The sequence below is a fragment of the Hyphomicrobium sp. CS1BSMeth3 genome (assembly GCF_900117415.1).
In the GTDB taxonomy this organism is placed as follows: Bacteria; Pseudomonadota; Alphaproteobacteria; order Rhizobiales; family Hyphomicrobiaceae.
Map to the genome: position 1 here is coordinate 1521899 of NZ_FPEI01000006.1, position 21393 is coordinate 1543291.

Annotated in this window: 21 protein-coding genes; 13 read left to right on the plus strand and 8 right to left on the minus strand. The window is 64.8% G+C overall.

From position 1 onward, the window contains the following. The first annotated feature begins 243 nt into the window (after positions 1–243). Positions 244–1377: a M20/M25/M40 family metallo-hydrolase gene (locus CS1BSM3_RS22190; protein WP_210188819.1), complete on the plus strand. Its 1134-nt coding sequence runs from the start codon at positions 244–246 to the stop codon at positions 1375–1377. 28 nt (positions 1378–1405) lie between these two features. Continuing rightward, on the plus strand, positions 1406–2575 hold the full coding sequence (locus tag CS1BSM3_RS22195) for a 2-methylaconitate cis-trans isomerase PrpF family protein (RefSeq protein WP_072391046.1): 1170 nt from the start codon (positions 1406–1408) through the stop codon (positions 2573–2575). Between the two features lie 12 nt (positions 2576–2587). On the opposite strand, the gene CS1BSM3_RS22200 is transcribed toward CS1BSM3_RS22195, so the two are convergent. Continuing rightward, positions 2588–3247 (minus strand): hypothetical protein, encoded by a 660-nt coding sequence (locus tag CS1BSM3_RS22200; protein ID WP_072391049.1) that lies wholly within the window; start codon positions 3245–3247, stop codon positions 2588–2590. A 269-nt stretch (positions 3248–3516) separates the two neighbouring features. Between CS1BSM3_RS22200 and CS1BSM3_RS22205 the strand changes: the two genes are divergently transcribed. The 4 genes from CS1BSM3_RS22205 to CS1BSM3_RS22220 all read left to right on the plus strand — a co-directional run bounded on the left by CS1BSM3_RS22205 (position 3517) and on the right by CS1BSM3_RS22220 (position 6211). Beyond that, complete coding sequence (locus CS1BSM3_RS22205) at positions 3517–3951, plus strand: Hsp20 family protein (RefSeq protein WP_072391052.1); 435 nt, start codon at positions 3517–3519, stop codon at positions 3949–3951. A gap of 135 nt (positions 3952–4086) precedes the next feature. After that, a complete protein-coding gene (locus CS1BSM3_RS22210; RefSeq protein ID WP_244540588.1) occupies positions 4087–4380 on the plus strand; it encodes a BQ00720 family protein in 294 nt (97 codons plus the stop codon). Positions 4381–4544: 164 nt separating this feature from the next. Beyond that, positions 4545–5801 (plus strand): aconitase X, encoded by a 1257-nt coding sequence (locus CS1BSM3_RS22215; RefSeq protein WP_072391055.1) that lies wholly within the window; start codon positions 4545–4547, stop codon positions 5799–5801. Next, positions 5798–6211 carry an aconitase X swivel domain-containing protein gene (locus CS1BSM3_RS22220; protein WP_072391058.1) on the plus strand — a complete coding sequence of 138 codons (414 nt, stop codon included), beginning with the start codon at positions 5798–5800 and terminating at the stop codon, positions 6209–6211. Before CS1BSM3_RS22215 ends, CS1BSM3_RS22220 begins: the two co-directional genes overlap by 4 nt. Before the next feature lie 41 nt (positions 6212–6252). Here the strand turns inward: CS1BSM3_RS22220 and CS1BSM3_RS22225 are convergent, their stop codons facing one another. Beyond that, positions 6253–6672 carry a cupin domain-containing protein gene (locus CS1BSM3_RS22225; RefSeq protein ID WP_072391061.1) on the minus strand — a complete coding sequence of 140 codons (420 nt, stop codon included), beginning with the start codon at positions 6670–6672 and terminating at the stop codon, positions 6253–6255. A 186-nt stretch (positions 6673–6858) separates the two neighbouring features. Between CS1BSM3_RS22225 and CS1BSM3_RS22230 the strand changes: the two genes are divergently transcribed. Beyond that, on the plus strand, positions 6859–7821 hold the full coding sequence (locus CS1BSM3_RS22230; RefSeq protein ID WP_083528811.1) for a helix-turn-helix transcriptional regulator: 963 nt from the start codon (positions 6859–6861) through the stop codon (positions 7819–7821). A 154-nt stretch (positions 7822–7975) separates the two neighbouring features. Continuing rightward, on the plus strand, positions 7976–8530 hold the full coding sequence (locus tag CS1BSM3_RS22235; RefSeq protein WP_072391067.1) for an acyloxyacyl hydrolase: 555 nt from the start codon (positions 7976–7978) through the stop codon (positions 8528–8530). Between the two features lie 14 nt (positions 8531–8544). Here CS1BSM3_RS22235 and CS1BSM3_RS22240 read toward each other — a convergent pair whose 3' ends face one another. Then, positions 8545–8763 carry a hypothetical protein gene (locus tag CS1BSM3_RS22240; protein WP_072391070.1) on the minus strand — a complete coding sequence of 73 codons (219 nt, stop codon included), beginning with the start codon at positions 8761–8763 and terminating at the stop codon, positions 8545–8547. Between the two features lie 108 nt (positions 8764–8871). After that, positions 8872–9642: an AraC family transcriptional regulator gene (locus CS1BSM3_RS22245; RefSeq protein ID WP_072391073.1), complete on the minus strand. Its 771-nt coding sequence runs from the start codon at positions 9640–9642 to the stop codon at positions 8872–8874. Between the two features lie 101 nt (positions 9643–9743). Between CS1BSM3_RS22245 and CS1BSM3_RS22250 the strand changes: the two genes are divergently transcribed. Next, complete coding sequence (locus CS1BSM3_RS22250) at positions 9744–10514, plus strand: class I SAM-dependent methyltransferase (protein WP_072391075.1); 771 nt, start codon at positions 9744–9746, stop codon at positions 10512–10514. A 139-nt stretch (positions 10515–10653) separates the two neighbouring features. Beyond that, entirely contained in the window at positions 10654–11904 is a 1251-nt protein-coding gene (locus tag CS1BSM3_RS22255) for an MFS transporter (RefSeq protein ID WP_072391078.1), read from the plus strand. Between the two features lie 499 nt (positions 11905–12403). Here the strand turns inward: CS1BSM3_RS22255 and CS1BSM3_RS22260 are convergent, their stop codons facing one another. After that, positions 12404–13039 carry an alpha/beta family hydrolase gene (locus CS1BSM3_RS22260; RefSeq protein ID WP_072391081.1) on the minus strand — a complete coding sequence of 212 codons (636 nt, stop codon included), beginning with the start codon at positions 13037–13039 and terminating at the stop codon, positions 12404–12406. Positions 13040–13163: 124 nt separating this feature from the next. Between CS1BSM3_RS22260 and CS1BSM3_RS22265 the strand changes: the two genes are divergently transcribed. The 3 genes from CS1BSM3_RS22265 to CS1BSM3_RS22275 all read left to right on the plus strand — a co-directional run bounded on the left by CS1BSM3_RS22265 (position 13164) and on the right by CS1BSM3_RS22275 (position 17079). Then, positions 13164–14774: an ABC transporter substrate-binding protein gene (locus CS1BSM3_RS22265; RefSeq protein ID WP_072394312.1), complete on the plus strand. Its 1611-nt coding sequence runs from the start codon at positions 13164–13166 to the stop codon at positions 14772–14774. A gap of 409 nt (positions 14775–15183) precedes the next feature. Next, a complete protein-coding gene (trxB, locus tag CS1BSM3_RS22270) occupies positions 15184–16152 on the plus strand; it encodes a thioredoxin-disulfide reductase (RefSeq protein ID WP_072391084.1) in 969 nt (322 codons plus the stop codon). A 24-nt stretch (positions 16153–16176) separates the two neighbouring features. Further along, the gene (locus CS1BSM3_RS22275; protein ID WP_348532913.1) at positions 16177–17079 is read left to right on the plus strand and encodes a LysR family transcriptional regulator; all 903 of its coding nucleotides are present in this window, start codon (positions 16177–16179) and stop codon (positions 17077–17079) included. A 327-nt stretch (positions 17080–17406) separates the two neighbouring features. Here CS1BSM3_RS22275 and CS1BSM3_RS22280 read toward each other — a convergent pair whose 3' ends face one another. From CS1BSM3_RS22280 to CS1BSM3_RS22290, 3 genes are read right to left on the minus strand one after another with little or no spacing between them, the layout of a single operon-like run. Beyond that, the gene (locus tag CS1BSM3_RS22280) at positions 17407–19056 is read right to left on the minus strand and encodes an ABC transporter ATP-binding protein (RefSeq protein WP_072391090.1); all 1650 of its coding nucleotides are present in this window, start codon (positions 19054–19056) and stop codon (positions 17407–17409) included. After that, positions 19053–20222, minus strand: coding sequence for an ABC transporter permease (locus tag CS1BSM3_RS22285; RefSeq protein ID WP_072394316.1), 1170 nt, complete (start codon positions 20220–20222; stop codon positions 19053–19055). The genes CS1BSM3_RS22280 and CS1BSM3_RS22285 overlap by 4 nt, the downstream gene beginning before the upstream one ends. A 28-nt stretch (positions 20223–20250) precedes the next feature. Next, positions 20251–21366 (minus strand): microcin C ABC transporter permease YejB, encoded by a 1116-nt coding sequence (locus CS1BSM3_RS22290; protein WP_072391093.1) that lies wholly within the window; start codon positions 21364–21366, stop codon positions 20251–20253. Between the last annotated feature and the right edge of the window lie 27 nt (positions 21367–21393).

Below are 21393 nucleotides of genomic sequence, written 5' to 3' on the forward strand. Positions count from 1 at the left end.
CCCTGAGCAGCTCCGCACCAGGAGCTACCATTTTAGAAGCGCTCCACACGTCGTCGGACGATTAGCGCTTCCTCGGCCTGGCGCTGACGAGCCATGCGGCAACGATACATCTGCACACAAGCGTGCCCGCTTGAGCTAGTATGCGCCCGCACCCGACGTCGCCTGTCGCGCGGCCCTCGTGGCGAGCTCTCAGCTCCGTCGGACCTGCAGCGAACCAGAAGACCAAGCCAGGAGACCAAGAACGTGCTGGCCAAAGACCTCTTCAATGTCGACGCGATGCTCGAGCGCCTTTTGCCCTGGGTGCGCGAGGAAAGCCCGACCTATCACATCGCCGGTGTGAACCGGATGATGGACCTCGTCAGCGCCGATCTCGCCAAGCTCGGCGGAACCATCGAGCGCGTACCGGGCACAGGCGGCCTTGCCGACATCGTGCTTGCGCGCTTTGCCGGTCGCGAGGGCACGAACAGCCCGGGCATCCTCATCCTCTCTCATCTCGACACCATCCATCCCGTCGGCACACTCGCCGGGCGCCTGCCGCTCCGGCGCGACAGCGACCGCTACTTCGGCCCCGGCATCTACGACATGAAGGGCGGTGTCGCGATCGCCATCGAGGCACTCAAGATCGTGCGCGAGAACGGCGGCGCGCAGCTTCCCGTCACCTACATGCTGATCCCCGACGAGGAGATCGGCAGCCCCTCCTCGCGCGAGCGCATCGAGCAGGAAGCACGCGCGCACCGCTACGTGCTCGTCACGGAACCCTGCAAGAATGGCGTCATCGTCACCGGGCGCTTTGCCTTCCAGCGCTTCTGGATCGATGTCGAGGGGCGGCCCGCCCATGCCGGCGCGACGAACCGCCAGGGCCGCAGCGCGATCCGCGCCATGGCCGGCCTCATCGAGCGCATCGAGAACATGACCGACTTCGAGCGCGGCATGACCTTCTCGGTCGGCACGATCGAGGGCGGCACGTTCGTCAATGTCATGCCCATCCGCTGCCGCGCGCAGGTGCTGACGGTCGCACCGACGCAGGCGATCTTCGATGAGGTTGCCGCCCGCATGGCGGCACTCGAGTCCGAGAACGACGGCATCACGGTGAAGGTCGAGCGCGGTCCTGTGCGCCCGCTCTGGCAGCCGCACCGCCAGACAATGGCGCTCTACGAGAAGGCACACGAGATCGCCGCCAACATCGGCTTCAGGCTCGATCATGGCTCGTTCGGTGGCGGCAGCGACGGCAATTTCACCGGTGCCCTCGGCGTCGCAACGCTGGATGGCCTCGGTGTTGATGGGGCGAGCGCGCACACTTTCGAGGAGCACATGCTCGTGTCGTCGATGGTGCCGCGCTGCCGGCTCTTCGCCGAGCTGTTGCGCACGCTGGACTAGAAGACGCCCCGCAAGCGAGGTCTGACCCATGAAGCAGGTGCGCATCCCGGCCGTGTTCATGCGCGGCGGCACATCCAAGGCCGTCATGTTCCATACGCGCGATCTGCCCGCGGACCGCGAAGCCTGGGCGCCCATCTTCCGCTCCGCGATCGGCGCCAATGATCCGAGCGCGCGCCAGCTCGATGGCATGGGCGGCGGCGTCTCCTCACTCTCCAAAATCTGCATCATCGGACCGCCGAGCCGTCCCGATGCCGACGTCGACTACACCTTCGCGCAAATCGGCGTGATCGACGATACCGTCGACTATGGCGGCAACTGCGGAAACATGTCCTCGGCCATCGGCCCATTCGCGATCGACGAGGGCCTCGTGCCGGTCCCTGCCGACGGTCAGGCCGTCGTGCGCATTCACAATACGAACACGTCGAAGATCATCGTCTCGCGCTTCCCCGTCGAGGGCGGGCAGGCCGCGGTCGATGGCACCATGGCGCTCGACGGCGTTGCCGGCACGGGCGCGCCTATTCGCCTCGAGTTCATGGCGCCCGGTGGCGCACGCACGGGCAAGCTGCTCCCGACGGGACGTCCCGTGGATGAGCTGAACGTTCCGGGTCTCGGGCCTATTGCAGCGAGCCTCGTCGATGCGGCCAATCCCTGTGTGTTCGTTGCCGCCGAGTCGCTCGGCTGCTCTGGGATGGAGATGCCCGAGGCCATCGATCGCAACAAGGAGCTGCTGGCCAAGCTCGAGGGTATACGCCGCGCAGCGTCCGTCGCCATGGGCATCGCGCGTGACCTCGACGAAGCCGCGCGCATCAAGAGCGTACCCAAGGTGGCCATGGTCACGCCCCCGCGCGAGGCGACCACGCTCGCGGGCGTGAAGCTCGGGCCTGCTGACATGGACATCACCGTGCGCATGATCTCGGTCGGCCAGCCGCACCGCGCCGTGGCCCTGACCTGCGCGCTCTGTCTTTCGGTCGCGGCGCGGCTCAAAGGCACGATCCCGGCGATCTGCGCCAAGGGCCTTGCGGCGGACGCCTCGGCGATCCGGATCGGACAGCCCTCGGGCATCACGCACGTCGATGCGAAGGTCACGCCGGCGGGCGCGGACGGCACGCCGGCTCATGCAGACTATGCCGCGGTCTACCGCACGGCACGGCGGCTCTTCGAGGGGCGCGTGCTCGTGCGCGGCGCTGCCGTGGTGTGAGGAAGGCCGGGCCTACTTGGCCCACTCGTCCTTCACCTCGTCGCACTTCGGGCCGATGAAGTCGTTGATGTCCTCGACCACTGTCGACTGCAGGACATTGAAGGTGTTGTCGGTCGCCGTCGCGGTCCACATGGCGCCCTTGACCAGCGTCGGCGCCTCGATAGCACCCCAGTTCAGCGCCGCCTTCGTCGCCTTGCCGTTCGCGAAGGTCACCTTCGGCGCAAAGGCGAAGCTGATCTTTGCCGGCCCGTCCTTCTCGCGCTCGATCTCGCAGTTCACCTGATGCTTGTCGAGCTCTGTGACATAGCTCGCCTCGGTCATGGCCTTGATGAGGTCGCCGCGCTTCAGCTTGATGTCGGCAACGCACTTCACCCGACCCCATGGCCAGGAAACCTTGGCCCGCTCGATCATCTTCTGGAGCTGCTCCTTGCGCCACGTCTTGAGGACGCTGCAGGAGATGTCGCCGCCCTCGGCCTTCTTCATGTGGAAGGCGGCGCAGATGGCAACCTTGCAGGCCTTGCGGCCCTCGCGCTCGGCGATCTCTTCGGGCGTCAGTTCCTCGAGCGCCGGCTTCCCTGCCTGCTGGGCGATCGCCGGTGCACCCATGGCCCCCACGCCGCCGACGCCGATCACCAGCGCCAGCCACACCGATCCGAGCTGAGACTTCCGCATTTTGTTATATCTCCGATATGCAGCACCCGCCTCCCCCGAGGCAGCCGGGGCGCATTTCTGGCCCCCGGCCAAGACTTTCTCATGGCAATGGATGACTGCTTGCGCGGCCGAATGGCCACACTCCGCGTTGCTTGAAGTCTGCGGCTATGATCCCATATGAGTGGAGCACGCCCAGGCGCCCGGGTGAACGGGGCCGAAGCGGAAGCCGGGCGCCTGACGGGCCGGCAACCGAGATGGGCGAGCGAGGTCGCTTCAAGAGAGGGGCTGCAATGCCACGGATGTCGCTGCTATCGAGCCCGCTGCTGCTCGGCTTCGACGAGATCGAGCGCCTGGTCGACCGGGTCGCGAAAGGCGGGGCCGACGGCTATCCCCCCTATAATATCGAACGAATTCCGAAGGATGAGGCCTCAGCCGAGACGCTGAGGATCACACTCGCGGTCGCCGGCTTCACCCGCGACCAGCTCGAGATCACGCTTGAGGACAACCAACTCACCATCCGCGGCAAGCAGGACGACGACAAGACGCGCGCGTACCTGCACCGTGGCATCGCGGCCCGCCAGTTCCAGCGCACGTTCGTGCTCGCGGAAGGCATCGAGGTCCGCAATGCCGACCTCAATAACGGGCTCCTGGCGATAGATCTTGTTCGCCACACGCCCGAGCGGCTAATTCGCCGCATCGAGATTGGACGGAAAACGTCCGGGTGAGTCGTTTCAGTTACAGATCATCCAGCCGAATCGTCGGAACATTCGGCTGCATGAGCGGACTGGCCCTGTCGGGACCTCCCGCAGGCGTCGGTCATGGAGGCCAGCCTGCGCCTCCGATACGTTAGGAGTACCGACATGGAACGTAGCAGCAAAAGCGGTCCCCGGCGCCGGTCGTCGAAGAAGATGACCGCACCGATCATGAGCGAAATCGATCTCGCCCGCCTTGGCGATGGCGTCGTGGCCTACATCCGCACGATGACCTCGGAAGAGGCCAAGGAGCGCTTCCCCTCGATCGACAATCTACCGCGCGGCCTGACGCTCTATGCCCTGCACGCGGCGGACGGTACGCCAATCGCGCTCACCGACACCCGGCAGGCCGCCATGAGCCACGCGCTCGGCGATGATTTGGAGATCGCGACGGTGCACTGAGCGCCGCCTGCGACCAGCTCGACTGAATTTCGGAACGGCGGAGCGGCAACGCTCCGCCGTTCTGCATATCCGCCTCCCGGACGCGCAGCGATTTCGAGACTTGTCGTCTCGCCCATCGGGCCGCATTGTCCGCCAGGATATAAACTCCGGGACGGAAATGCCGCATGAAGCTCGATGACCACCAGAAGGCCATGCTGGCCGGCGCCGAAGGGCGCGCACGCCAGTACGCCATGGAGCAGATCCTCAAGGTCGGCCGCTTTTTCGATGCCGAGGACTGTGTTCCTATTTCGCAGGTCCACCTGATGGCGGACCCCGAGGCGCTCGGCCCCTCGGGCGTCGATTTCCTCGAAAGCCTCGCCAAGCTGCCGCTCGCCGAGCGCCGCGTGCGCGTGCCGGCGATCACGGACCCGCGCGGCGTCGACTTCAATGCCTACAAGCGCCTCGGCCAGACGGAGACCATGGCCGATCTCGAGCGCCGCGCGACGGCCGCCTTCGAGGCGCTCGGCTTCATGATGACCAACACCTGCATCAACTATCAGTCGGTCATCCCGCCCGTGCTCGGCGAGCACATTGCCTTCGGCGACACCGGCTCGTCGATCTATGCCAACAGCGTGCTCGGCGCGCGCACGAACTTCGAGGGCGGCCCCTCCGCACTCGCCGCCGCGCTCACGGGCTACACGCCGCGCTACGGCTATCATCTCGACCGCCACCGCCGCGGCCACACGCATTTCGAGGTAACCACACGTCCCAAGGATCTTGCGGAGTGGGGCGCGCTCGGCGGCCTCGTCGGCCGCGCCATGCGCTCGTACTGGGAAGTGCCCGTGCTGAGCGGCATCAGCGGTCCCGTGACCTCCGACGAGATCAAGCAGTTCGGCGCCGCGCTCGCGAGCTTCGGCTCGACGCCGCTTTTTCATATGATCGGCATCACGCCCGAGGCACCGGATCTCAAGGCTGTGTTCGACGGCCCGGTCCCCAAAGCGACACCGCTCGGGCGCGCCGAGATCGATCGCCTCATGGCCTCCTACCGGCCGAAGGATGACAAGCTCGATGTGGTCGTGTTTGCCGCGCCCCAGCTCTCGCTCTTCGAAATGCGCACGCTTGCCGATCATCTCGACGGCCGCACGATCAACAAGGACGTGACGCTGATCGCGACCACCTCGCCGGACATCAAGGCCGCCGCCGACCGCATGGGGATCACCGCCTCCATCGAAGGCGCCGGTGGCATGGTCCTCTCGGGCGTCTGCTTCTATCAGATGTATGCGCGTGACATCGGCGAGGCCAATGGCTGGAAGCGGCTCATGTCGAACTCGGCAAAGCTCGTGAACATCCTCGGCGGCTATGGCTACGAGCCCATTCTCGACAGCATGTCCGCCTGTGTCGAAAGCGCCGTCGCCGGCCGCATTGTCGGAGCCTCCTCATGAGCACCACGACCCGCATCTACAAAGGTCACCCCGGCCCCGGCGTGAAGGTCTCGGGCGAAGCGCTCGTTGCGTCGGACAACTTCTCCGCCCGCTACGATCTCGATCTCGTCAAAGGCATTGTCTCGCGCCCCGCGCACAAGCTCGCGGGCCAGAGCTATGTCGGCAAGATCCTGATCCTCAACATCGCCAAGGGCGGCGTCGCCTCGGCCTGGATGCTGCGCGACATGGTCCAGAGCGGGCGTACGCCCAGGGCCCTGATCCTCAACTTCGCCAATCCCATCATGGCGCAGGGCGCAGCCTTCGCCGATCTCCCGCTCATCGACCGCTTCGACGTGGACATCACGCACGCCATCAAGAGCGGCGAGATGGTCATCGTCGATCCGCAAGCGGGGACGTTGACGGTCGGATAGCCTGCCGAGGCATCGGGTCGAGGCTCTGCTCGCGCCCCTGCTCACTTGGCGGGGGACGCGATCGGCTGCCCTTTTTCGACAACGTATGTGGCGAGCACCTTGGCACCTTCCGGGCCGGTCTTTGCATCGTGAACGGTGCGCGGGGGCACCTTGTAAGACTCACCGGCCTTGAGCATCCGCGGCGCCTCGCCGTCGATCAGCAGCTCGAAACCACCCTCGATCAGGTAGCCCGACTCCGGTCCGGGATGCGTATGACGCCCTATCGAGACGTTCGGCGCGATCTCGGCGATGCCGATCACGGTCTCATAGGCGGTGCCAGGTACGTCGAAGCGCTGCAGAGGAATGCGCTTGATGCCCTGCGTTTGGTTGGCGGCGGCCGGCAGACTTTGCTGCGCCGCAACCGGGTTCGTCCAGGCCAGCACTGAAAGTGCCGCGCAAATCGCGAACGTCGATCTAAGCATGATGCCCTCTCCTGCGACGGATGACGGCCAATTGTTCGCAGCTCCGTCCCGCTCCGTCTTGGACTCGGACGAAATCCCGCTATGCTTTGGGCGAACTGATCATTCGTGCGCGCGCCCCGCGATGGACAGCGCATCATCTCTGACGACGCAGTTTTCACGTCTCCGTACGATGGTTCGGGAGGGACGATGATGGACGGGGATGAACGCGACTACGCGTCTTTCCACTTCTCGACGCGTGAGCTTCCACATTCGAAGCGGCTGCCTGCGTTGCGCGATCTCTTCGATCAGTCGATCCGTCTCGACCTCGAGGCCGAGCCGGGCCATGCAGTTGAAATGGAAATGCACGTGGCGCCAGGTCTGCGCCGAGCCAAGATGCTGTCCTCTCTAACAGCGCGCGTGACGCGCCCGGCGCAAAGACTTGCCGATGGCGAGGACACGGTCTGCCTGATGATGAAGACCGGCGGGCATATGGCCCTCACGCAGGGCCGGCGAGAAGGTGTGCCTGAGATTGGTGATGGCGTGCTCCTTGTATATCGCGAGCCGGCGCTGCTGCAGTTCGTGGACACAACCTACGTCTCCATTCGCGTGCCGTTCAGCGCGATCGCACCGCTCGCGAACGTCGAATCGGCTGCCGCGCAATGCATTCGCGGAAATACGGAGGCGCTATCACTCTTGCGGTCCTACGTCGCGAACCTGCCCGAACGCATTGCCGATCCGCAGCTCGGCCGGCTCTCGGCAGCACACATCTACGACCTGATCGCCCTGGCCATCGGCACAACGGCTGAGGGTGGAGAGATCGCCAGCCGGCGGGGCGTTCGTGCCGCGCGGCTCGAAGCCATCAAGGCCGATCTGATCGGAAACGCCACGCTCAATCTCGATCAGCTTGCTGCGCGTCAGGGCATTTCGCCACGCTATGTCCAGATGCTGTTCGAGGAGGCCGGGACCACCTTTTCGGATTTTGTGCTTGAACGACGGCTCGAGGCGGCCCGCCGGATGCTGACAAGTCCGCGCTATTCGACTTGGTCGATCACCACCATCGCGCTCGAGGCGGGGTTTGGCGATCTTTCGCACTTCAACCGGCGCTTCAAGCAGCGTTACCGGATGACCCCAAGCGACATGCGAAGAGAGAGCGAAGCAGGACAGTCCTGAGCCCGGCTTCACCGGCCGACAGCAACTTGCAAGCCTCATTAAAAATGCAACAGGACGCCGGTCATTCAGGGCAAATCTTCGAAATCGCCGCTGAAACGCCACCGCCCCGGTGGTAAAAGTGATTCATTCAGAACCTCGAGAGCGCGGACGCCGCATGTCGCATCGGATTGTATTGCGCCTGCTCGCCTGCCTCGCCCTCGTGGGCGTGGGGCCCGGCGCGGTTCACGCCGAAGGGCTCGTCCGCGAGATCAGGGGCGGCGTCCTCGCACATGACGTCTCCAATCTGTGGAGCGGGTTCCGCACCGAGAACGACGCTGTCGCAATCAACATCGAGGCGCTCCTATCGCCCTCGTTCCGGCTGTTGGGTGGCACGATCAGGCCGGCCATCGGCGCCTCCATCGCCACCGAAGGCGGCACCAGCAACGCCTATCTCGATGCGCGATGGGAATTCGAGACGCCGACCGGAATATTCTTCTCGCTCGGCCTCGGAGGCACCGTTCACAACGGCGAGACGAAGCTGCTCGCCCCCAATCAGACTGATAAGGCGTTGGGCTCGCGCGTGCTGTTCCACATACCGGTGGAAATCGGCTACCGCTTCGACAGTCACAACAGCCTGTCGATCTATTTCGAGCATATGTCGAACGCGGGCACGCGGGACGAGAATGAAGGCCTCGACCGCCTGGGCGCCCGCTACGGCTACCGGTTCTGATCCGGCGATCGGTTTCAGCGTTCCTTTCGCCAGAACCCAAGCAGGAAGACGTCGCGTTCACGTCGGTTGGAGCCGGCCTGCTTCTGCACATCCTCCAGGTCGGCGCCGTAGCGCCTCATGAGCCGCACGCAAATGGCCCTGGCGATTGCGCCGAACGCGATGACGGACCCGAAGTAGATCACCGCGACCGTGAGAGCCCATAGAGGGTCGCCAGGCGGGGTTTTGGGCAACATGGAGTGCCTCCTGTCGCAACCGGACCATACCACGGGCTTTCCCTTGATGCTCTACATACTCAAGCCGCGCAGCGGACAGTCTCACACGTCGACTTTGGCCCGTGCGGATCAGCCGCTCGTATATCGGCTTGGGGGGACGCCGACGATGCGTCGGAACATGCTGGTGAAGGCGGCGGGGCTGCGATAGCCGAGATCCATCGCAACCGTCGTGACCGATGCTCCTAGAGCGAGCTGATCGATCGCCCGGAGCACGGTCGCCCTTCTTTGCCAGTCCAACAGGCTCAAGCCCGTCTCGGACCTGAACAGCCGCGTGAAGCTTCGCCGGCTCAGGGCGAGCTCGGAGGCCCACGCATCGAGCGACGCGCCGCCGGACGGCTCCTCCAGGAAGCGCGCGCATCTGGCGCCGAGTAATGGGTGTTTCGGAAAGGGTACCGTCAACGCTTGACGCTTGGCGATACGCAGCTCGTGCAGGATCAACGTAGCGACGGCTTCGCCGCGGCTCCCCGTGTCATAGTTGACCGGCAGATCGATGGCGGCGACGAGAAGTTGGCGTAGCAGCTCGGACACGTCGAGGATGCAGCACGAGGACGGCAGACCGCAATCAATCTGCGGATCCAGATAGGCGCTCCGTGTGTGCACCTCTCCGATCATGCGGAATCCATGGCTGACGCCCGCCGGAATCCATAGGGCTTGCTGCGGCGGAACCACCCATGCGCCGTGGTCGGTGATGACGGCCATCGTTCCGGTCACGGCATGCAGCAACTGCGATCGACGGTGCGTATGCTGCGGGTGCTCGTGACCAGACGCAAATGTATTGCCGACAGCCAGCAGCGGCCGAGCAACGCTTTCGTAGTCCTCAGCTCTGGCATGCCTAACCATGGCCCGCTCGCGATTGAGTTCGACCCGCCGGCGACAGACGGCTTCCCGCCCTCACGATAACAGTATCCGCACGTGCCGATCCACAGGTCGAGAGGGGCGGGATGACGGATCATCTGCAGCGGACACGAGAGGAGTTTGCAAGACAGGCAGATAGCTTTGCCTCATCTGCCGCCATCTCCGATGCGGCACAGGTCGCACGCTTGGTCGCGGCAGTGGGTGACCTCGCGGGCGGGCGCGTCCTCGACGTCGCGTGCGGCCCCGGCATCGTGGCACGAGCGCTCGCCGAAAAGGCGCGCGAGGTCGTCGCGTTCGATTTGACGCCGCAGATGATCGAGAAGGCGCGTGAGCGTTGCGCCAAGGCGGGGTTGTCGAATGTCGTCTTCGTGGAAGGCTCAGCCGCGCAATTGCCATTCACAGACGGCGCATTCGATGCCGTTGTGACCCGGCTCTCGTTTCACCATTTCATCGCCCCCGAGCGCGTGCTTGCCGAAATGATCCGGGTTCTACGCCCAGGAGGGGTATTGACCGTTGCCGATGTCGTCAGCTCCGAAAATCGCCCCAAGGCAGAGCTGCAAAATGCAATCGAGACCTTGCGCGATCCATCGCACGTTCGGATGTTGCCGGCCTCGGAATTGCTCGCGCTCTTTTCCCGCGATGACCTGGCGATCGAACTGCAGCAGACGTGGGACAAGGCGAGAGAGTTCGAGGAGTGGCTCGGCATTGTTGCTGCCCCCGAACGTGCGGCGCCTTTGCGGGTCATGGTGCGGGCGCTGGCTTTGGCTGGGCAGGACGCCGGGATCGGGTTGCGCATCGAGGATGGCGCGATCCGCCTGTTCCACCGCTGGCAACTTGTTTCTTGCAGAAAGCGCTGACCTTGCCAGTCGTCCGATCTTGCTCCTGTGCGGAAATTAGAAGGGTCCCACATCCCGCAGTCGGGACCGGAGTGACCTCTTATCCGCCTATTGCTACACTCCCCCCAACCACAACAAGCATAGCGCCGGGAGGCGCCCCATGACGCGCGCGCGCATTCATTTCCTCTTCCTGAATATCGGCCACTTCCTCGACCACCTGTTCACGCTGATTTTCGCGACGGTGGCAGCGCTCGCGCTGACACGGGAATGGGGCATGAGCTATGCCGAGCTCGTCCCCTACGCGACGCCCGGGTTCGTCGCCTTCGGTCTGTTCTCACTTCCCGCGGGCTGGCTCTCGGATCGCTGGAGCCGCTACGGCATGATGTCCGTCTTTTTCGTCGGCATCGGCCTCGCCTCGATCTTCACGGCCTTTGCGCACACGCCCTTCCAGATCATGCTGCTCCTCTTCTTCGTCGGCGTGCTGGCGGCGATCTACCATCCCGTCGGCCTCGCCATGGTCGTCGAAAGCGCCAAGGCCTCGGGCACCGGCCAGGCCATTGCCATCAACGGCGTGTGGGGCAACCTCGGCGTCGGCAGCGCGGCCCTCATCACCGGCTTCCTCATCGACAATGGTGGCTGGCGGGCAGCCTTCATCCTGCCGGGCGTGCTTTCCATGGCGATCGGCGTCGCCTACTTCCTCTTCTCGCGTCCCGACATGGCAGCCGAACAAGCCGAGAAGGCCGCCAAGCGTGCTGCTGCGAGCGCCAACGGCGCCAAGCCGGCCGCGAGCAGCGCAGGTGCGACTGACCTGCACCTTCGGCAGATCCTGCTGCGCCTCACCATCGTGATCTTCGTCGTGAGCGCGATCTCCAGCATCGTCTTCCAGTCGACCACCTTCGCGCTGCCCAAAGTGATGGACGAGCGCATGGGCGGCATCGCCGGTTCCGCGACCGTGGTGGGGTGGCTCGCCTTCGTCGTCTTCGCCGTGGCCTCCATGGCGCAGCTCGTCGTGGGACGCCTGCTCGACACACTTGGGCCGCGCACGGTCTTCATGGGCGTCGCCGCGATGCAGATTGTCTTCTTCAGTGTCATGCCGGGCCTCACGGACTGGACGGCCCTCGCGGTGGCGCTCGGCTTCATGCTCGGCGCCTTCGGACAGATCCCGATCAACGACTACATGATCGGCCGCATGGCGCGCTCGGAGATGCGCGGGTCGATCTATGGCGCGCGCTATGTCGTCTCGTTCGTGGCGCTTGCGGCGGCACTGCCGCTCATCGCCTGGGTGCACGGCACCTGGGGCTTCGACATGCTCTTTCGCATTCTCGCGATCGCGGCCGCCGTCATCTTCCTCTTCGTCTCGATGATCCCGCGGAAGCTCCCCGTCCCGGACGAGGTGCCGGTGAAAGCTTGATTTTTTGTCGGCCGCGGGCTGCTGGGAAGAGGTGCTGCCGCCTTCTTTCGTAGTGCTATGCCCGCGGCGGCCATAGCGACAGCGGTCATCTGGGGCGGCGGGCTGCTGGGAAGGGGTGCTGTGGTTTCCTGGTACGGCCTACCGGCCGGCGCGCAGTCGCGCGCTCATGACTGTTGTGCGCCGGTGCTCATTAATTGCGTCCCCTCGCCAGCGAGCGGACAGCGCTCGCGTGTGACGCCGTTCTTCCCCCTCTCCCCATTGTCTTCAATGGGGAGAGGGTCGGGGTGAGGGGCGGCGGCATACGCCGACGTTAGTAAGTGCCGCCGCCCCTCATCCTAACCTTCTCCCCGTCAGAACGGGGAGAAGGGACATGGCGGCGCCAGCGGCGAACTCCAAATTCATAAAAGACGGGGGTTCGGGGGTGTCCCCCGATTGGGGGGTGGGGCCAAGGCCCCACTCGCGCTGAAAGCGCGAACCGCCACGCACGCGACGTCGCGACCTACAGCGCCTTGAGGAACGCCGCGATGGCATCGGCGGCGGCTTCGAGATTGCCGCGCCGGGTTGTACCTGAGCCGCCGCGCGGGCCGAGGTCGTGATCGCCGTCGTGCGCCCAGTGAATGCGGATGGCGGGCGGGAGCGTGAGCGCCTCGACCTCCGCGCGCGTCCCGAAGGGATCGCGTTCGCCCTGGATGATCAGCGTCGGGCACGTGAGTGTTTCGAGGTGCGCAACACGCAGGCGCTCCGGCGTATTCGGCGGGTGAAAGGGATAGCCGAGGCAGACAAGGCCAGCGACCTCGCCCGTTTTGTGCAAATTTTCCGCAACGTGGCTCGCGACGCGACCGCCCATCGACTTGCCGCCGATCGCGAGCTTGCCCGAAGCACCCGCGGCCGCTGCTCGCGCAGCCACTGTCATCTCGCCGTCGAGCGTCTCTGCTTTAGGAGGAGGTCTGCGTTTTCCACCCTTGCGCCGCGCGGCCATGTAGGCGAACTCGAAGCGCGCGACGCGGATCCCTCGCATGGCCAGCATATCACTGATGAGCGTCATGAACGGGCTGTCCATGGGCGCGCCCGCGCCGTGGGCGAGCAGCAGCGTCGCGTCAGCGTCGTCCGGGCCTGTCCAGAGAAGCTCTGTCATCGGCACCCGTCATCCAAAAATTGCCGCAGTGATGGCGCTTCTGCCACGTGCACACAGCGCCGGTCACCAATTCGCCGGCGCCTCATTGACCCACGCGCGCCTGAGCGTCAAGATCGCGTGTGGCATGAAGCTGGGCTGCGGGATGGGCGCGATCGGCCGAACTGGAATTGCAGGCTGGATTTTGATTATCCTGGCCGGCGTGATGCTGTGCCTCGCTCCTGCTCGTGCCTCGCCCGAGGAGAAGCGCCGCCTCGTTCTCGGGACGGCCACGACCTATGGCACGTTCGACCCCCACGTGGTCGACGATCCCGGACAGAATATAATTCGCCTCAATTTCTACGACAGCCTGCTGCGCTGGGTCGGCTCCCCGCCGCACCTCCAGCTCTGGCTCGCTGCCCGCCACGAGATGTCGCCGGACGGGCAGATCCACACCTTCCATCTGCGCGACGACGCGAAATTCCATGATGGCAGTCCGGTCCGCGCGGCCGATGTCGCCTACTCCATGGAGCGACTGCTGGCGCTGAAGCAGGGTCCCTACGCGCTCTTCGCCGGCGTGATCGCGCCGGGTGGCACGCGGGCCGTCGGCGAGAGCACGGTGGTGTTCAATCTCACGCAGCCCATGCAGGGTTTCGCGACACTGCTTCCCGAGCTTGCGATCGTCAATCGCGCGCTCGTCGCCGCAAACGAGAAGAACAACGACTGGGGCCAGGAATGGCTGCAGCGCAACAGCGCCGGCTCGGGCTCGTACATTCCCTTCCGGCGTGACCGCGAAGGGGCCTTCATCGCCTCGCGCAATCTCGAGCACTTCATCCCCGACTGGGGCCCCAACGCCATCGACGAGTTCGAGGTCTATCCGGTTGCCGATGCGGCCGAGCGAATCGCCGCCCTGCTGAGGGGCGACCTCGGCGGCATTCTCGGACACCTGGCCATCGACCAGCTCACGAACCTGCGCAATACGCCGGGCTTCCAGGTCGTCGAGCAGCCGACGCTGCGCCTCGTACGCGGCGTCATTCACAACCGCCGTCCGCCGGGCAACAACATCGACTTCCGCCGCGTCCTGTCGCACGCCTTCGACTACGACGGACTGGTTCAGGGCCTCCTCGCCGGGACCATGGCCCGGAACGGCTCGCCGCTCCCCGATCTCATCTGGGGCGGGCCCAGCACGACGCGCGGCTATCGCTTCGATCTGGTGCGCGCGCGCGAGTACCTCGAGCGTGTGCCAGGTCCGCTCCCGGAGATCACCATCGGCGCCGTGGCCGGGCAGGTTCACGCCGAGATGGCGGCCGCCACCCTGAAGCAGGGCCTCGATCAGCTCGGGGTGAAGTCCCGCGTCGTCGCCGAGCCTGCAGAAGCCATCTTCGCGCGCTCGCACGACGAAAAGCAGATGTACGACGTGCTGTTCATGGCCGAGACGCGCCTGCCGCCCGATCCCGATCCGTGGATCGGCGCCCGTTTCGGCTGCAAGGCGATCGGGCGCACGAACTACAGCGGCTACTGCAATGAGGCGGTCGACGCCCTCGTCGCCGAGGCGCGCCGCACCACGGATCAAGGTGCCCGCTGGCGCAACTACAAGGCCGCTGCGACCCTGATCGAAGCCGACGCCGCTGAGCTCTGGATCGGCACGGCCGTGCGGTCCGGCGTCTTCAAAAGCGGCCTCTCCGGCCTGCTGTTCAGCCCTCTCAACGAAGGCCTGGACCTGCGCTGGACGTCCATGGACCGCCGCGTCGCGCAGTAGTAGGCCTCCCGGCCGGCCCTCGCTCCCGCCCCTGCCTTCAGGCTGCCGCATCAAGCCTTAAAGTTGTAACGCCAGCCGCTTCACGCGCTAGTGCCCCGATTCCGAAGTCCGCTCGACCTCGATGCTGGCATCCCGAGCGCACTCCGGAAGCAAAAGGGGCGCTAGAAACATAGACTTGCCCGTGTGATCCAGATCAAGAAATGCGCTTCGCACTGTGCCGCGAGATCTCGCGAATTTCTCGATCGCCACATTAGCCTTCGGCTAGGCTCGCCGATTTTTGACCACGCCGACTGGAATCCGGTTCGGAAGCTCCCCTGCCACACTTGAAGGGCTTGCCAACCTAGGCCATATGCGTTTAACGCATAGCTGAAAGACAACACGAAACTTGGAAGCGCCAGAAAGTGAGCCCATGACCAGCCCGCGCCACGCCAAAGTGATCATTCTCGGCTCAGGCCCGGCCGGCTACACGGCCGCAATCTATGCCGCACGAGCAATGCTCAAACCGCTGATCATCCAGGGCAATCAGCCCGGCGGGCAGCTCACCATCACGACCGATGTCGAGAATTATCCCGGGTTCGCCAAGGTCATCCAGGGCCCCTGGCTCATGGAGGAGATGCGGGCCCAGGCCGAGCACGTCGGCACCGAGGTGGTCATGGACCATGTGGTCAAGGTCACACTCTCGAAGCGCCCCTTCCTGCTCGAATGCGATTCGGGCGACAGCTACACCTGCGACGCGCTCATCATCTGCACAGGCGCCCAGGCGCGCTGGCTCGGGATGCCGAGCGAGGAGGCCTTCCAGGGCCATGGTGTCTCGGCCTGCGCCACCTGCGATGGCTTCTTCTATCGCGACAAGGAGGTGATCGTCGTCGGCGGTGGCAATACCGCGGTCGAGGAAGCGATCTTCCTCACGAACTTCGCGAAGAAGGTCACTGTCGTGCATCGCCGCGACAGCTTCCGCGCCGAGCGCATCCTCCAGGATCGCCTGTTCAAGAACCCCAAGATCGAAGTCCTCTGGGACACCGCGCTCGATGAGATCACCGGCGACACCGATCCGGTGAAGAGCGTCACCGGCGTGCGCCTGCGCAATGTGCGGACGGGCGCCCTCGTGAGCCGGCCCGTCGACGGCGTGTTCATCGCCATCGGCCACGCGCCGGCCACCGAACTCTTTGTCGGACAGCTACCCATGACCAAGGGCGGCTATCTAATCACGAAGCCAGATTCGACCGCCACCGACATCCCCGGCGTCTTTGCCGCCGGTGACGTCAAGGACGAGGTCTATCGCCAGGCGGTCACGGCCGCCGGCATGGGCTGCATGGCGGCACTCGAAGCCGAGCGGTTCCTCGCCCATGCGGGCGAGCACCTCGAAGCTGCTCAATAAACAATAGACGGAGGAAACGGTCGCGTGCCGGGGCATATGGACTGGGACAAGTTGCGCATTTTCCATTCGGCGGCCGAAGCTGGGAGCTTTACCCATGCCGGCGAGAGCCTGCGGATGAGCCAGTCGGCGGTCAGCCGGCAGGTCTCCGCGCTCGAGAAAGAGCTTGGCGTCTCGCTCTTTCATCGCCACGCGCGCGGCCTCGTGCTCACCGAGCAGGGCGAGATGCTCTTCCGCACCGCCAGCGAGGTGATGAACAAGCTGCAGACCGCCGAGTCGCTTCTCTCCGACTCGACGACGAAGCCGGCGGGTGACCTCCGCGTCACCGCGACGGTCGGCCTCGGCTCGGTCTGGATCACCCAGCGCCTGCGCGAGTTCCTCGAGCTCTATCCCGACATCCGCGTCGAGCTCATCCTCAACGACGAGCCGGTCGATCTCTCCATGCGCGTCGCGGACGTCGCCATCTGGGCGCGCGAGCCGGCGCAGGGCGACCTCATCCGCCGGCCGCTCTTCACGATGCAGACGCACTGCTACGCATCGAGCCAGTACATCCGCAAGTTCGGGACGCCGCAGAGCATTGCCGATCTCGACCGCCACCGGATCGTGTCGTTCGTCGGCAATCCGGCGCCGCATCTCTCACACATCAACATGCTCGAATCGCTCGGGCGCGAGGGCCGGGCCCCGCGAATCCCGGTGATGCGCGCGAGTGCCATACTGGCCCTGAAGTACGCAATCCGCTCTGGCATCGGCATTGGGATGATCCCGGATTACCTCACCCAGGAAGAAACGGACCTCGTGCCCGTCCTGCCGGACCTCGAGCTTCCGAAGCTGCCTGTGTACTTCGTCTACCCGGAAGAGCTGAAGACGGCGAAAAAGGTTCAGGTTTTCAGGGACTTCATGGTCGCGAAGGGTCGGCAGTGGAAGTACTGACCGGGAGGTCGTTCCGCACGCGGCGCTAGACATGCGCTTTCTGCATGGGCACCTGCTCCCGCACCGGATTGAACTGAAGTCCGATACCTCACATATACCTCTTTAGCTGTGACGGACAGCTACTGAAGGCAGTTCCCTCCCTTTGACGCCTTCAACCGTGTTGCTTAGGCGATACGGATCAAACTTCAGCCGGGCCTCGTGCCCGGCTTTTCTTTTATCAACGCTTCTTCAGTGACTTGACGCCCCGGCCCCGGTTTGAGCCGATCACGTATCGTCAGGTTAAGCACACCACGACCATTGCGCGTATGCATCGCCCCGACAGCGCGCTCAGGTTGCCAGCACTTCCTCGTGCGTGACCTCGAGATTGAGTGCCGCGGCCAGCAGGGCCTGCGTGTAGGACTCGCGGGGGCGCTCGAAGATCTCGGCGGTCCGCCCCTCCTCCACCACGACCCCATTTCGCAGCACGATCACGTAGTTGCTCAGCGCTCTGACGACACGCAGGTCGTGGCTGATGAAGAGGTACGAGAGGTCGCGTTTGCGCTGCAGGTCGCGCAGGAGGTCGACGATCTGGGCCTGCACGCTCATGTCGAGCGCGCTGGTCGGTTCGTCGAGCATCACGAAGCGCGGCTCCAGCACCATGGCGCGCGCGATGGCGATGCGCTGGCGCTGGCCGCCCGAGAACTCGTGCGGATATCGATCCTGCGCAGAAGGGTCGATACCGACCTCGGCCAGGGCCTGACTGACGCGCGCGCGGCGCTGATCGAAGGTCAATCCGGCGGCCTGGATGTGCAGCCCCTCCTCGACGATCTGGCTCACCGAGAGGCGCGGCGAGAGCGAGCCATAGGGGTCCTGGAAAACGATCTGCATCTCATGGCGCAGCGGGCGCATCTGCTTTGCGCCGAGCCCGTCGATCCGCTTGCCCATGTACACGACCGGGCCCTGCGAGCTGATCAGACGGAGGATCGCGAGCCCAAGCGACGTCTTGCCCGAGCCGGACTCGCCGACCACGCCGATCGTCTCGCCTGCCCGGAGCTTCAGCGAGACCCCGTCGACGGCGCGCACGTGGTCGACCGTGCGTCTCATCAGCCCGCGCTTGACCGGGAACCAGACCTTGAGATTGTCCGTCTCGACGACCACCGGTCCATGCGGATTGCCGGGCGGCGGCTCTCCCTTGGGCTCGGCGGCAAGCAGGTGGCGCGTGTAAGCGTGCTGCGGCGCCTCGAAGATCTGGCGGACGGTGCCGCGCTCGACGATCGCCCCCGCATTCATCACATACACGCGGTCCGCCATCTTCCGCACGATGCCGAGATCGTGCGTGATGAGCAGCATGGCCATGCCGAGCTCGCGCTGCAGCCGCTTGAGCAGCGCGAGGATCTGGGCCTGGATGGTGACATCGAGCGCCGTCGTCGGCTCGTCCGCGATCAGGAGATCCGGCTCGTTGGCAAGTGCCATGGCAATCATGACACGCTGGCGCTGGCCGCCCGAGAGCTGATGCGGGTAGGCGCCGAGACGCTTCTCCGCATCGCGGATGCCGACCTTGCGCAGGAGGTCGAGCGTGCGTGTCCTGGCCTCGGCTTCGCTCAGTCCCATGTGCAGGCGCAGAATCTCGCCAACCTGCTGCTCGATGGTGTGCAGCGGATTGAGCGAGGTCATCGGCTCCTGGAAAATGATCGAGATGCGGCCGCCGCGGATATGGCGCATGACCGGACCCGGAACCTTCAGCAGATCCTTGCCTTCGAAAAAGATCTCGCCTGTCGGGTGGTGCGCCGCCGGATAGGGCAGCAGGCGCATGATGGAAAGCGCGGAGACGCTCTTGCCCGATCCGGACTCGCCGACGAGCGCCACCGTCTCGCCCTTGCAGATCGTGAAGTCGATGCCGCGCACGGCAGCATGGCGCTTCTCGCCCGAGCGGAACTCGACCGAGAGATTGCGCACGGTGACGAGCGTCTGGGAGTGGACTTTGGCCTGCGCGCTCATTTGAAGGTCTTCCTCGGATCGAGCGCGTCGCGGACGGCCTCGCCGACGAAGATCAGCAGCGAAAGCGTGATCGCGATCGAGAAGAACCCGGCGAGCCCGAGCCACGGCGCCTGCAGATTGGCCTTGCCCTGAGAAAGGAGCTCCCCGAGCGAGGGCGAGCCCGGCGGCAGCCCGAGGCCGAGGAAGTCGAGCGCGGTGAGGGCCGTGATGGAGCCCGAAAGCTTGAAGGGCAGGAAGGTCAGCGTCGCCACCATCGCGTTCGGCAGCAGGTGCTTGAACATGATCTTGGCGTTCGAGAGACCGAGCGCGCGGGCCGCTGTGATGTACTCGAAATTGCGCCCGCGCAGGAACTCGGCGCGCACCACGCCGACGAGATAGACCCAGTGGAACAGCAGCAGGATGAAGAGCAGCGTCCAGAAGCCCGGCACGAGCACCGCAGAGATGATGATCAGCACATAGAGCGACGGGATCGACGACCACACCTCGAGAACGCGCTGGAAGACGAGATCCGTGCGCCCGCCGAAGTATCCCTGCACAGCACCCGCCGTCACGCCGATCGCCGCCGAGAGGATCGTGAGGATCAAGCCGAAGAGCACGGATATTCGGAAGCCGTAGATGACGCGCGCGACGACATCGCGCCCCTGGTCGTCCGTGCCGAGCCAGTTGCGGTTGCCGATGGCCTGGAAACGCGCCATCTGCGCGGCATCGGCCTCGCAGAACTCCGCGCTCGATGCCCATGGCGGCGGCGCCGGATAGCCGAGACACCGGCCCTCGGGGCCTTTGACGCGCGGGAAGTCCTTGTTGATCGAGTTGTAGGAGTAGCGGATCGGCGGCCAGAGGATCCAGCCGTTGCTCTGGATCTCATCGAGAATGACCGGATCCTTGTAATCGGTCACGGCCAGGAAGCCGCCGAACTTCTCCTCTGGATAGTCGATGAGAAATGGGAGGAGGATCTCGCCCTTGTAGCGCACGAGGATCGGACGATCGTTTGCGATGACCTCCGCAAACAGGCTGACGATGAAGAGGCTGAGAAAAACCCAGAGACTCCAGTAGCCGCGCCGATTGGCCTTGAAATTGCGCCAGCGCCGCTCGTTTATCGGGGAGAGACGGAGCCAGGGCGCGCGCGGCTCGGCATCGGCCCGCTCCACGACGGCCGGGCGTTCGATCGTATCATCGCGCCGTGCGTCCAAGGTCTCAGACCTCCCGCGATTCGAAGTCGATGCGCGGATCGACGAGCGTATAGACGAAATCCGATATGAGGTTCACGACCAGCCCCAGCAGCGAGAAGATGAAGAGCGTGGCGAACACCACCGGGTAGTCGCGATTGATGATCGACTCGAAGCTAAGGAGCCCGAGACCGTCGAGCGAGAAGATCGTCTCGATCAGCAGCGCGCCGCTGAAGAACGCGCCGATGAACGCCCCCGGGAAGCCGGCAATGATCAGCAGCATGGCGTTGCGGAAGACGTGACCGTAGAGCACCTGGCCCTCGGCAAGGCCCTTGGCGCGCGCCGTCATGACGTACTGCTTGCGGATCTCGTCGAGGAACGAGTTCTTGGTCAGGAACGCCATCGTCGTGAAAGCGCCGAGCGCCAGCGCAATCAGCGGCAGCGTCAGGTGCCAGAAATAGTCGACGATCTTGCCCCAGAGCGAGAAATGCACCCAGTTGTCGGACGTGAGGCCGCGCGAGGGAAACCACTGCACGAACGAGCCACCGGCAAAGAGGATCAGCAGCAGCACGGCAATCAGGAAGCCGGGGATGGCATAGCCGACGACGAGGAGGCCGGATGTCCAGGTGTCGAAGGGCTCCCCATCATGCACGGCCTTGCGAATGCCGAGCGGAATGGAAATGAGGTAGGTGAGCAGCATCATCCAGACGCCGAGCGAAACCGAGACGGGGAGCTTCTCCTTGATGAGCTGCAGCACGCTGATATCGCGGAAGTAGCTCTTGCCGAAATCGAACGTCAGATAGTTCTTCATCATCAGGAAGAAGCGCTCGTGCGCCGGCTTGTCGAAGCCGAACTGCTTCTCGAGCTGCTTGATGAACTCGGGATCGAGCCCCTGCGCGCCGCGATAGCGCGAGGAGCTTGCATCGGCGCCGCCGGCCTGCTGCGAGGCTCCTCCGGCCCCCATGCCGTCGCCGCCACCGCCGCCAATGCGAGAAGTTGCGGCGCTATCCGTGCCCGTGAGCTGCGCAATCACACGCTCCACGGGGCCGCCTGGAGCGAACTGGATGATCGTGAAGCTGATCAGCATGATCCCGAACAAGGTCGGGATCATCAGCAGAATGCGCTTCAGAAGATAGGCGCCCATGGGATCCGTACGCTTCCGCGAGTTCTA